10 protein-coding genes are annotated in these 12,127 nt (G+C 58.7%); 2 read left to right on the forward strand and 8 right to left on the reverse strand.

Features of this window, described 5'->3' with window-relative positions; all coding sequences use genetic code 11:
• Positions 1 to 351 precede the first annotated feature (351 nt).
• Entirely contained in the window at positions 352 to 1,260 is a 909-nt protein-coding gene (locus AACZ86_RS00810; protein WP_339688697.1) for a prephenate/arogenate dehydrogenase family protein, read from the reverse strand.
• Positions 1,260 to 2,360 (reverse strand): histidinol-phosphate transaminase, encoded by a 1,101-nt coding sequence (gene hisC / locus AACZ86_RS00815; RefSeq protein ID WP_339688699.1) that lies wholly within the window; start codon positions 2,358 to 2,360, stop codon positions 1,260 to 1,262. The genes AACZ86_RS00810 and hisC overlap by 1 nt, the downstream gene beginning before the upstream one ends.
• Positions 2,361 to 2,475: 115 nt before the next feature.
• On the opposite strand from hisC, the gene AACZ86_RS00820 reads away from it, so the two are divergent.
• The gene (locus tag AACZ86_RS00820) at positions 2,476 to 3,600 is read left to right on the forward strand and encodes a homoserine O-acetyltransferase (protein ID WP_339688702.1); all 1,125 of its coding nucleotides are present in this window, start codon (positions 2,476 to 2,478) and stop codon (positions 3,598 to 3,600) included.
• A 151-nt stretch (positions 3,601 to 3,751) separates the two neighbouring features.
• Positions 3,752 to 4,342 (forward strand): methionine biosynthesis protein MetW, encoded by a 591-nt coding sequence (gene metW / locus AACZ86_RS00825; RefSeq protein ID WP_339688705.1) that lies wholly within the window; start codon positions 3,752 to 3,754, stop codon positions 4,340 to 4,342.
• On the opposite strand, the gene AACZ86_RS00830 is transcribed toward metW, so the two are convergent.
• From AACZ86_RS00830 to rplT, 6 genes are all read right to left on the reverse strand, one after another.
• Positions 4,339 to 5,139 carry a hypothetical protein gene (locus tag AACZ86_RS00830; RefSeq protein WP_339688707.1) on the reverse strand — a complete coding sequence of 267 codons (801 nt, stop codon included), beginning with the start codon at positions 5,137 to 5,139 and terminating at the stop codon, positions 4,339 to 4,341. The genes metW and AACZ86_RS00830 overlap by 4 nt on opposite strands.
• Positions 5,105 to 6,406: an MFS transporter gene (locus AACZ86_RS00835; protein ID WP_339688709.1), complete on the reverse strand. Its 1,302-nt coding sequence runs from the start codon at positions 6,404 to 6,406 to the stop codon at positions 5,105 to 5,107. Before AACZ86_RS00835 ends, AACZ86_RS00830 begins: the two co-directional genes overlap by 35 nt.
• A 17-nt stretch (positions 6,407 to 6,423) precedes the next feature.
• A complete protein-coding gene (locus tag AACZ86_RS00840; protein WP_339688711.1) occupies positions 6,424 to 7,986 on the reverse strand; it encodes a peptide chain release factor 3 in 1,563 nt (520 codons plus the stop codon).
• Positions 7,987 to 8,152: 166 nt separating this feature from the next.
• Positions 8,153 to 10,519: a phenylalanine--tRNA ligase subunit beta gene (gene pheT, locus AACZ86_RS00845; protein WP_339688713.1), complete on the reverse strand. Its 2,367-nt coding sequence runs from the start codon at positions 10,517 to 10,519 to the stop codon at positions 8,153 to 8,155.
• The gene (pheS, locus tag AACZ86_RS00850) at positions 10,516 to 11,631 is read right to left on the reverse strand and encodes a phenylalanine--tRNA ligase subunit alpha (RefSeq protein WP_339688715.1); all 1,116 of its coding nucleotides are present in this window, start codon (positions 11,629 to 11,631) and stop codon (positions 10,516 to 10,518) included. The genes pheT and pheS overlap by 4 nt, the downstream gene beginning before the upstream one ends.
• 111 nt (positions 11,632 to 11,742) lie before the next feature.
• The gene (gene rplT, locus AACZ86_RS00855) at positions 11,743 to 12,105 is read right to left on the reverse strand and encodes a 50S ribosomal protein L20 (RefSeq protein ID WP_176280444.1); all 363 of its coding nucleotides are present in this window, start codon (positions 12,103 to 12,105) and stop codon (positions 11,743 to 11,745) included.
• Positions 12,106 to 12,127 lie beyond the last annotated feature (22 nt).

Raw genomic sequence — 12,127 nt, forward strand, 5'->3', positions numbered from 1 at the left:
TACACCCGGCTCGATCGCATATTATCGCTATTGATCCTGCAGCAGATGCCGGACAGGCTCTTTGATAATTTGAATAGGAAAGCCGCGTTTATCACCGTCTGCAAGTTGCCGGCAGTCTGATGCGAGGAGCAGTTTGAAAGATTACACTCGAAGCCGAAATATGACCGGTAAAGACCAGAAATCCGGGGCTTCGGGGCAAAGATTACAGAAAACAAAACCGGCCTCTGCTGTAAAGTTTGGTGGACTGCAGCAATGATCAGACTGGCGCGCAGGATGGAAACATCACCGCGGTCACTTTGCGCCTTCGTGCGCGTTCGATCGCTCCGCTGCCATGAGCGTGCCAAGCGGCCTTTAATCGTGGGTGCGACCGAAATCGGGTGCGGCGTCGTCCTGGCCTTCTTCGATGATCCTGCGGCGGATCGCGCGGGTCTTGGAGAACAGGTCGAACAGTTCGTCGCCCTTGTCCCAGCGGATGGCGCGTTGCAGCGCGGTCAGGTCTTCGGAGAAGCGCTGGAGCATTTCCAGCACCGCATCCTTGTTGGACAGGAAGACATCGCGCCACATGGTCGGATCGGAGGCGGCGATTCTGGTAAAATCGCGGAAACCGCCTGCGGAATATTTGATCACCTCGCCGCGGGTCACATCTTCCAGATCGGACGCGGTGCCGACAATCGTATAGGCGATCAGATGCGGCAAATGGCTGGTCACGGCGAGGACCAGGTCATGATGTTTGGCGTCCATGATCTCGACATTGGCGCCGAGCCTTTCCCAGAAGGCCTTCACCCGTTCGACATCGCCTTCGGCAGCATCTTTCGGCGGCGTCAATATGCACCAGCGATCCTGAAAAAGCGTCGCAAATCCGGCATCCGGACCGCTGTGCTCGGTACCTGCCACAGGATGGGCCGGGATAATCCGGGCATCGGGCAGCGCCTTGGCCAGAGCGGCCAGCACGCTTTCCTTGGACGATCCGACATCGCTGATGATGGCATCGTCCGGCAGGTCTTCGGCGATCTCGGCGGCAACCTCTGCCATCACGCCAACTGGCACGCAGAGGATGACCAGATCGGCGTCGGTGACCGCTGCCCCGGCACTGTCGCTGACATCGTCGCAAAAGCCGAGCTCGATAACCCGGGCCCGGACCTCCGGATCGTTGTCAAAGCCGGTGATTCGCGCCGACGGCATGCTCTGCCGGACCGCATGGGCGATGGAAGAGCCGATCAGTCCGAGACCGATGATCGCGATATTGGCAAAGGGCAGCATCAGCTGGCGGTGTCCAAAATTTCGCGCAACGCCCGGGCGAGACCGCGCGTTTCTTCTTCGGTACCGATGGTCATTCGCAGGCCGTTGACCAGCCCCTGTCCGGGCAACCAGCGCACGGCATAGCCTTTTTCCATCAGCGCTGCATTGACCTGTTCGGCGGTGATTTTGCCCTCGAACAGGACGAGCAGGAAATTGGTGTGGCTCGGCACGATCCGCAAGCCGTGATTGCCCAGCGCACTGATCTCGTCGCTAAGCCATTGCCGCCATTTTGCGTTATGCGCGCGGCTGGTGGCAATAAAATCATCGGCTGCCAGAGCGGCGAGGGCCGCTTCCTGGCCTGCTGTTGTGACGTTGAAGGGCAGCCTGATCCGGTTCATCGCACCGATAATCTCCGCCGAGGCATAGCCCCAGCCGATCCGTTCGGCGGCCAAACCGTGGATCTTGGAAAAGGTGCGGGTGACCAGAACATTGGCTTTTGTTTCGGCCAGCTCCAGCGCACCATCATCCTCGTCCGCCACGAGATATTCGGCATAGGCGCCGTCGAGCACCAGCAGGACGTGCTCGGGAAGCTCTGCCTGCAGGCGCGTGATTTCTGCGCGGCTGGAAAAGGTGCCGGTGGGATTATTGGGATTGGCAATGAAGACGACCCGCGTCCGGTCATTGACCTTGGCGAGTATCGCATCGACATCGGTGCCATAATCCTTGTCGTCGGCAATAACCGGCGTTCCACCATAGCGCCGCGCGGCGATATCATAAACGGCGAAGCCATATTTGACGTAGATCACTTCATCGCCGGGTCCGCTGAATGCATTGGCGGCGAGATGGAGCACGTCGTCCGAACCGGTGCCGCAAATGATCCGCGCCGGATCGAGGTCAAATCTGGCGGCAATCGCGGCGCGCAATCTGGTCGAGCCGGGATCGGGGTAGCGGTCGACCGCGCTCGATGCGGCGTTCAACGCCGCCGTCGCGTCCGGGCTGCATCCCAGCGGGTTTTCATTGGCTGACAGTTTGACCAGCTTGCGACCGTCATCACCGCTGGATTTCCCGGGCACATAGGGCGCAATTCCCATGATCCAGTCTTTTGGTTTTGGTGCATTCATTGCGTTGGCCTGTTCGTCTGAAGATAATATCTGTCGCCGGACTAACCTTTGCGGCCTGTCAGTCAACAGCATTATCAATTGACGCTCCCGATTTCGCCGCTTAGCCCCTATTATCATGAGCGAAGATGAGCGTTATGGATTGAACAGACAGGTCCGTTTGCTGGGGCCGCTGCCACTGGACAGCGGAGCCGCGCTTGCGCCGGTCGAATATGCCTATGAAACCTATGGCACGCTCAACGCGGATGCCAGCAATGCCATCCTGATCTGTCATGCGCTGACCGGCGATCAATATGTGGCCTCGAAACACCCGCTGACCGGCAAGGACGGCTGGTGGGTAAGGATGGTCGGACCTGGCAAGCCGATCGATACCGATCGCCATTTTGTCATCTGCGCCAATGTGATCGGCAGCTGTCTCGGCAGCTCTGGTCCCGCGACGATCAATCCTGCTACCGATGAGCCCTGGGGGATGGATTTTCCGGTGCTGACCATCGCCGACATGGTGCGGGCGCAGGCGATGCTGCTCGACCATCTCGGGATCGAGCGGCTGCATGCGGTTGTTGGCGGTTCCATGGGGGGGATGCAGTCAATAAGCTGGGCCGCGCTCTATCCCGAGCGGGTCAAGTCGGCGGTGATCATCGCCTCGGCAGCACGGCATAGCGCGCAGAATATCGCCTTTCACGAAGTCGGGCGGCAGGCGATCATGGCCGATCCGCGCTGGCGCGGCGGGGCCTATTATGCCGATGATGATCCGCCAAGCAGCGGTCTCGCGGTGGCGCGGATGGCGGCGCATATCACCTATTTGTCGGAAGAAGGCCTGACCGAGAAATTCGGCCGGCGGCTGCAGGACCGGGAGGCCAAGACCTTCGGCTTTGACGCAGATTTCCAGGTGGAATCCTATCTCCGGCATCAGGGGATCAGCTTTGTCGACCGCTTCGATGCCAACAGCTATCTCTACATAACCCGGGCGATGGACTATTTCGATCTCGCCGAGGCGCATGGCGGGGTGCTAGCCAATGCTTTTGCCGGTTCCAAAACCCGCTTTTGTTTGATCAGTTTCGATACCGACTGGCTCTATCCGACCAGCGAAAGCCGGACGATGGTCCACGCGCTCAACGCCGCGGGTGCCGAAGTCAGCTTCATGGAATTGTCGAGTCCGTTCGGACATGACAGTTTCTTGCTGGAGAACCCGGAGATGAACCGGATTGTTGACGGCTTCCTGAAGGCGGGAGAGGGGAAATGACCGCTGGTCCTATTTTCAAACTGTCGCTGCGCATTAGTGGACTCGCACAAAGCCACAAAGTCACAAAGAAGAAATCACCTGTTCTTCCCTTCGTGCCTTCGTGTCTTCGTGCGCAAAAAACTTCTGTCTTCCGTTTCAAAGAGCGCGCCGCATGACCAGACTCCGTCCCGATCTTCAGATCATTGCCGACAATATCGCGCCGGGCAGCCGGGTGCTTGATATCGGGTGCGGCGACGGCGCGCTGATGGCGGCGCTGCGCGATGAAAAAGGCTGCGATGCCCGCGGGCTGGAGATTGAGCCCACCAATGTCGCCAGCGCGGTCGCCAAGGGGCTGTCGGTGGTGCAGGGCGATGCCGATACCGATCTCGCCGCCTACCCCGATGGCAGTTTCGATTATGCGATACTCAGTCAGACGCTGCAAACCACCCACCGGCCTGATGTGATGCTCGAACAGCTGCTGCGCATCGGCCAGCAGGCTTTCGTCAGCTTCCCGAATTTTGCCCACTGGCGGGTGCGAAGCTCGCTGATGTTCGGCGGCCGGATGCCGGTCACCCGCCTGATTCCGCAAAGCTGGTATGACACGCCCAATATCCACCATGTCACCATCGACGATTTCCGCGCGCTGGTGCAGGATGGCAAATATGCGCAGGAAGGGCAGTGGTTCCTGAGCGGCGACAAGCAGACCGGGCGCGGCCTGGCGAATTTGCTAGCGGAACATGCGGTATTTTTGTTGCGAGGTTAGTGACCCTGCGCTGGTGGCGAGGCCGTCATCTCGGGCATATTCAGACAATAATCCCATTTTGGCGATTCCAGCAGGGAAAAAGCGACCGCGGAGCCAGGGTCACTTTTGCAAAAGTTGACCGTCATCGCTTGCTCTGAGCCTCTGGCATCGCCCTGCATCTGTACCCATAAAGTCGCCTTGGGTGCGCCTACCGTGACACTGGTGGTTTTGATCCCCAGGCTTTGAAGTTGGCCGTTGATTGACTCCGGCGCGTTTCGGGAATGATAATTGCCCGTCAATATGAAGGCATGTTTCGCAGAGCCGTCAAGAAGCATCGCAATACGCTTGGCTGCATCTGAATCAAAGCTACCCGGTCGTTTCTCGTCGTCCATGAAAAGCAATTTCAAATCACCGGTCGCCGCAAGCGGTTTCAGGGTACAGATTAATTCCGCCATCGCGAGGCTGGTTCTGCCATCCTGATAGTCATTCCGCCAATAAGGTGATAAATTGTCGGCGCCGACGAACGGGCAGTCTAGCATTCCCGCAGATGGCGGCAGTTCGACGGCCACTATCGGTTGTTTGCCCTCTGCAATATAGTCTTGAACCATTGCAAGGAACAGATCGGGCACTTCCCGGGACCCGTGAAGTTCTCCAAGCACTAGAGCACCACCAGATGGCGGTAAGGGCGGCTGCGGTGTTTCTGGAGCTGCAGCCATCACGGCAAAAGAAATGAATAGCGTCAACACCGTCTTTGAAATTACCTGCACAAGCCTCTCCCTTTTCTTATTTCCGTTGCACTTCTTCCAAACCCCAAGCAACCAATATAGCCAGCCCGCTCATCCCCGCCATGATCGACAGCACAATCTCCCCACCAAACCAGTTGGCGATTAAACTAAAGACCCCGCCGGCGAGCAGCAGCAAGCCGATGATCGTATTTGACAGCGCGGTATAGGCAGCGCGCGTGTATTTGCCCGCCATATCGACGAGATGGGTTGATCGTCCGAGGCGCACACCCTGATAGGCGATCATCAGACCGAATAGCAGCACAGGCAATATGACACCGCCGCCCAATGTCCCTGCGAACGCAAGCCAGCTTGTTATCGCCAAAATGACAGCGCCAACCATCGCCGAGAAAATCAGCACCTTGCGGCTGGAGCGGTCGGACAGGCGGCCCCAGACAAAGCTGCTGCACAGGCTGGCAAGAGCGGACGCGAGCACGAGAAAGCCGAGCTTGTCATAACCTTCTCCAGCCTCGCTCCCAACGGCGATCATGAACGGCGGGGCCAGCGCGGTCGCCGTCAACAGTCCCCGCGTCGCGATAAAGCGGCTGAGCTGGGGATCATCCCTTAGATAAGTGAAATTTTTCAGCGCTTCTTTGAACGCCGACTTTCCACCTTCGGTAGCGCCGGCCTCTTCGTTCAAGGTCGCGAACAACAGCGCGCTCAATATCCATGCTCCGCCAGCCAGAAACAGGCCGCCGGTGACCAGCATCATGCGGTCAACCAGATTGAAGGACAAGGAAAGCGCGAAGATAATGACGCCAACCGACGCAATTGAACCAGCCAATCCGGTCGCGGTGCCGCGCCGGGATTTGGCGATGGTTTTGCCGAGCACGTCCTTGTAGCACACCGAACAGACGCTTCGCGCCAGAGCCAATATTGCCAATGAGATGACAATGGCCCAACCTGCGGCGACACCGGTCATGGTCAGCGCGACAAACCCGATAGCCGCAGCCGCCAGACCCTGCACCAGCGACCCGCCGACCCAGGCCCATTTACGCCGGGGCAGTCTCCGCAAGAAGCCGGCGGTCAGAAGTTGTGGCAATAGAGCGCCAGCCTCCCTCACCGGGACGAGCAGGCCTACGAGGGCAATCGGTGCTCCGAGGGAGGTCATCAGCCAACTCAGCACCAGTTTCGGGTCAATCAGCCCGTCCGCAATCTTGGTGAGGGCTAGCGATCCGACATGAGTGAAAAAATTGCCCGGTTCCTGTTTGCAGGCGCTTTCCGGGATATCTGCGCAGGCGCGGCCTTCGTCATCGATGATGATCGACTGGAAGGCTTTTTCGGTCGTTGATCTGCTGGCCATGACCGGGCTTTACCGGATTAACGCTCCCGCGTCGTGCTGAACTTTAGGTCAGGATTGCGCTCTTCCTGATAGCCTACATCCCATGCGCTTCTTGCCAGAAATACGAGATTATTGTCGCGGTCCTTGGCGAGCGCGCTCTGGTTGATATTGGCAAAGGCATCGACCGTCGCCTCGTCGCCGCTGATCCAGCGGGCGGTTTCGAACGGGGCCTGTTCGAGATAGGCGTCGACCTTATATTCCGCTTCCAGCCGGGACACCAGAACCTCGAGCTGCAACTGCCCAACCACCCCGATGATCCAGTTGGCACCGATTTCAGGATAGAAAACCTGCACCACGCCTTCTTCGCTCAGATCGTCCAGCGCTTTGCGCAGCTGCTTGGTCTTGGTCGGATCGCGCAGGATGACGCGGCGGAGGATTTCAGGAGCGAAATTGGGCAGGCCCGTGATCCGCACCTGGTTCTTTTCCGACAAGGTGTCGCCGACCCGCAAGGTGCCGTGATTGGGGATCCCGATAATATCGCCCGGTTCCGCCGTATCCGCAATTTCGCGGTCCTGCGCAAAAAACAGGATCGGCGAGTGGATGGCAATAGGCTTGCCGAGACCCGAAGGTGTCAGCTTCATACCGCGTTTGAATTCGCCCGAGCAGAGTCGCATGAAGGCGATCCGGTCGCGGTGCTGCGGGTCCATATTGGCCTGAATCTTGAAAATGAAGCCGGTGACATCGCTGCTAGCCGGATCAATCGGAGCCGGATCAGCGGGTTGCGGGCGGGGCGATGGAGCATAGTCGGCAATCGCCTCGATCAGCTCTTCAACGCCGAACTGTTTGAGCGCAGAGCCGAAAAAGACCGGGGTCAGATCGCCGTTCTGATAAGCTTCGAGATCGAAGCCGCTATAGCCGCCCTGCGCCAGTTCGCCTTCGCTGGTTAGTCGCTCGAGCGCGCTTTCGCTGAGGACTTCGGCCAGCTTAGGGTCATCGAGACCGGAAAATTGCTGGGTCACGCCGTCATATTGTTTGCTGTCGCCGGTCGGCTGGTGGAGCTGGTTGTTGATCAGATCATAGACGCCTTCAAACTGTCCGCCCATGCCAGCGGGCCAGCTCATTGGGCAGACGTCGAGTGCCAATTTGTCGGCAACCTCGTCGAGCAGTTCGAACGGATCGCGGCCTTCGCGGTCGACCTTGTTGATGAAGGTGATGATCGGCACGTTGCGCATCCGGCAGACTTCGAAGAGCTTCAGCGTCTGCGCCTCGATCCCGCTCGCGGCGTCGATCACCATGATCGCGCTGTCGACGGCGGTCAGCGTGCGATAGGTATCCTCGGAAAAATCCTCATGGCCCGGCGTGTCGAGCAGGTTGAAGACGATACCGTTGCGCTCGAAGGTCATGACGCTGGAGGTGACCGAAATCCCGCGCTGCTGTTCGATCTTCATCCAGTCGGACCGAGCCCGCCGGTTGTCGCCCCGCGCTTTGACCTCGCCAGCCAAGTGGATAGCCCCGCCTTTCAGCAACAGCTTCTCGGTCAGCGTCGTTTTACCCGCATCGGGGTGAGAGATAATCGCGAATGTACGGCGTGGTTTGGTCATCAGTTTCTGTTTCTCGTTTCCGCGTCAGCGGAGCCATAATAAATTTATCACGCGAAGACGCGAAGGCGCCAAGATTTACCGGTTATCCCAACCTCTTCGTGTCTTCGCGACTTCGCGTGAAACCAAAAAGGTCGGGTGCAGCTATCGCTGCAGATGGTTGATAAAACTAGCCCCTCAATTCCGCGCCCAATTTCGCAGCGTTTGCCACCACTTTGTCCGACAATGCCTTCAGATCCTCTTCGGTCAAGGTTGCGTCAGTCGGTTGCAACGTCACTTCCACCGCCAGAGACTTCTTGCCCTCGCCCACGCTAGGTCCCTCAAACAGATCGAAAATCCGCGTATCGGTGATCAGTTTCTTGTCCGCGCCTTTGACTGCTCGTACAAGATCGTCCGCTGGCATGTCCGCATCGACGATGAAGGCGAAATCGCGAGTCACCGCCTGCAATGCCGGCGGGGCAAAGGCATCGCGCATATGGCCCGACTTCTTCTTCAGCGGAATCGCATCGAGGAATAGCTCGGCGGCAACGGCAGAGCCCTTGAAGCCCATCGCCTTGGTCGTCGAAGGGTGGAGTACGCCATAAGCCGCCAGTATCTTCTTCGGTCCCAGACGCAATGTGCCCGACTGGCCGGGATGATAATGATCGCCTGCTTCACCAAAATCCATCAGCTTGTCGGCCGGTGCGCCAGCGGCGTCCAATATCGCAAGCACTTCGGCTTTGGCGTCATAGGCATCGAATTTCGTCGCGGCGCCAGCCTGCCAGCTGCGGGCGCGGTTTTCACCGGCGAGCACCAGACCGATGGTCGGATGCTCGCTGCTTTCCAGATAGCGGCGGCCGACTTCGAACAGGCGGATAGAGGATGCGCCGCGCGCAGCATTGCGCTGGGCGGCCGCGATCAGGCCGGGCAGCAGCGATGGCCGCATGACCTTGAGATCTTCGCTGATCGGATTGGCCAGCGACCAGGTTCCGCCACCGAAAGGCGCAGCTTCCTTCTCGGAGATGAAGCTCCAGTTGACGACTTCGTTCAGCCCGCGTGCTGCCGCTGCCCGCCGTGCCTTGCGCTCGGCCAGCTGTTCCGGAGAGGCGGTGGGCTTGGCGACACCCGGCTTGCGGGGAAGCGGTGTCGATGGAACCTTGTCGAGCCCTTCCATCCGGATGACTTCCTCGACCAGATCCTGCCAGCCGGCGACGTCACGACGCCATGTTGGCACTGTGATCTGCCAATCGTCACCGATGACAAAGCCCAGCGCTTCCAAAATGCCGTGTTGTCGGTCTGGATCGACATCCAGCCCGCCGAGAGCGGCGCACTGGCGTGGGTGATAATCGATCACGCGCTGTTCCGTCGGCGCTTCGCCTGTGCGGGTTATCTCGCTGGCATTGCCGCCACAAAGGGCCTGCACCAGCGCCGTCGCGATCTGAACGCCTTCTTCCAGGAAAGCCGGATCAACGCCCCGCTCGAACCTTTGCCGCGCATCGCTGGTCAGCATCAGCTTCTGGCCGGTACGGGCGATATGGGCCGGGTCGAAATAGGCGCATTCGATCAGCACATCGGTGGTGTTCGCGTCCGTGCCATTAGCCGCGCCACCCATGATGCCTCCGATACCATGTGCGCCTGCTTGATCGGCGATCACAGTCATGGTCTCGTCGAGCGTATATTCCTTGTCGTTAAGCGCGACCAGTTTCTCGCCCTGGTGCGCCTTGCGCGCAACCAGTCCGCCGTTCAGCTTGGCCACGTCATAGACGTGCAGTGGGCGCCCCTGATCTAGGGTGACATAGTTGGTGATGTCGACCAGCGCCGAAATCGGCTTCTGGCCAGCGGATTTCAGCCGGGCCTGCATCCAGTCCGGTGACGCGCCATTGGTCACGCCGCTAACGGTGCAGCCGTAAAAAGCGGGACAGCCTTCTGGATCGTCAATCGCGATATCAGGACCTGCACCGTTGCGGGCGATGTTGGCGATGTCCATCGGCTTTAGCGTACCGAGACCGGCAGCGGCGAGATCGCGCGCTATCCCGCGGACGCCCATGCAATCCTGACGATTGGGGGTAATGGCGACGTCGATGACCGGATCATCAAGTTTTGCATAGTCAGCGTAGCTGGTGCCAACCGGCGCATCTGACGGCAATTCGATGATACCGTCATGATCCTCACCAAGTTCCAGCTCGCGCGCGCTGCACATCATGCCGAAACTCTCGACGTCCCGGATTTTTGCGGGTTTCAGCGTAAAATCGCTGCCCGGAATATAGGTACCCGGAGGGCCAAAGACGCCTACCATGTCTTTGCGCGCATTGGGTGCGCCGCAGACCACTTGCCATGGTTCAGCGGAGCCATCGTCAACCTTGAGCAGTTGCAGCTTGTCGGCATTGGGATGCGGCCCGGCTTCGATCACCTTGGCAACCCGGAATGGACGCAATGCGTCAGCAGGGTTTTCCAGCCCTTCCACTTCCAAACCAATATCGGTCAGCTTGTCGGTGATTTCGGTGAGGCTTGCGTTGGTATCGAGGTGGGCCTTGAGCCAGCTTAAAGAGAATTTCATGCGCCGACTCCTCCGCTCAATGTGGGGACGTCGAGGGCGTCAAAACCGTAATGATCGGCCCAGCGCAGATCGCCGTCGAAGAAAGCGCGCAGATCGTCCATGCCATATTTCAACATCGCCAGCCGGTCGATACCGCAGCCGAAGGCAAAGCCCTGCCAGACATCGGGGTCGAGCCCGCAATTGCGGATGACATTGGGATGGACCATGCCGGAACCGAGTATCTCCATCCAGCCGCCCTCGTTGCTTCGGGAATCGCCGCCGATGATCCGGCGGCCCTTTTCGACCGAGAAGCCGACATCGACTTCGGCGCTGGGTTCGGTGAACGGGAAATAGCTCGGGCGCAGGCGCAATTCGATATCGTCCCGCTCGAAGAAAGCGCGGACGAAGGTTTCGAGTGTCCATTTTAGATGGCCCATGTGGATGCCCTTGTCGATTACCAGACCTTCGACCTGATGGAACATCGGCGTGTGGGTGGCATCGCTGTCGCTGCGATAGGTGCGGCCCGGTGCAATGAGGTAGATTGGTTCGCCAGCGCCATCGGTCTGCTTGGCAACATCCATCATCGTGCGGATTTGCACCGGAGACGTATGGGTGCGCAGCAATTTGGCCATGCCGCTTTCATCGGTTTGCGGGAAATAGAATGTATCGTGCATCGCCCGCGCCGGGTGGGTTTCGGGAATATTGAGCGCGGTGAAATTATGCCAGTCGTCCTCGATTTCGGGACCGGTGGCGACCGAGAAGCCGAGATCGGCGAATATTTCGGCCAGTTCGTCCATCACTTGGCTGACCGGATGGATGCTGCCCTTTGGCGCACTAGGCGGCGGCAGGGTCATATCGAGTTTTTCGGTAGCGAGACGGGCGTTCAGTGCTTCGCTATCCATCGCGTCTTTCCGCGATGCGATCGCGTCGGCCACAGCTTGCCGCGCACCGTTGATTTTCGGTCCCTCGGCCTGCCGTTCTTCGGGAGTCATCTTGCCCAGAGTCTTGAGCAACAGCGAAATCTCGCCTTTCTTGCCGAGGGCGGCAACGCGAATGGCTTCGAGAGCATCGCCATCACCAGCCGCTGCTATCTGTCCGAGATATTTCTCTGCAATTTCTTCACTGGCACTCATGACTATACCCTATTTTCCCTGTCGACCGTCTAAAGCAGGCTGCGGCGAAAAACCCAATAAAAAAGCGCCGCGAGATTGCTCCCCGGCGCTTCTTTGAATTTCTGGAAATGCTTAAGCTTTCGCTAGAGCATCCTGCGCCTGTTTGATGATGCCGCTAAACATAGCAGGTTCATTCATCGCCAGATCGGCCATTACTTTACGGTCGAGTTCAATCCCGGCCAGCTTGGTGCCGTGGATGAACGTGCCATAGGTCATGCCTTCTGCGCGAACCGCAGCGTTGATACGCTGGATCCACAATGCGCGGAATGACCGTTTCTTGACCTTGCGGTCGCGATACGCATATTGGCCGGCTTTTTCGACAGCCTGCCGCGCGATGCGGATGGTATTCTTGCGACGGCCGTAATAGCCCTTCGCCTGTACCAATAATCTTTTATGTTTTGTACGAGTGGTCGTACCCCGTTTGACACGTGCCATAATCTATATCCTGTAAGTTTGA

This window comes from uncultured Parasphingorhabdus sp. (assembly GCF_963975735.1).
Taxonomy (GTDB): Bacteria; Pseudomonadota; Alphaproteobacteria; order Sphingomonadales; family Sphingomonadaceae; genus Parasphingorhabdus.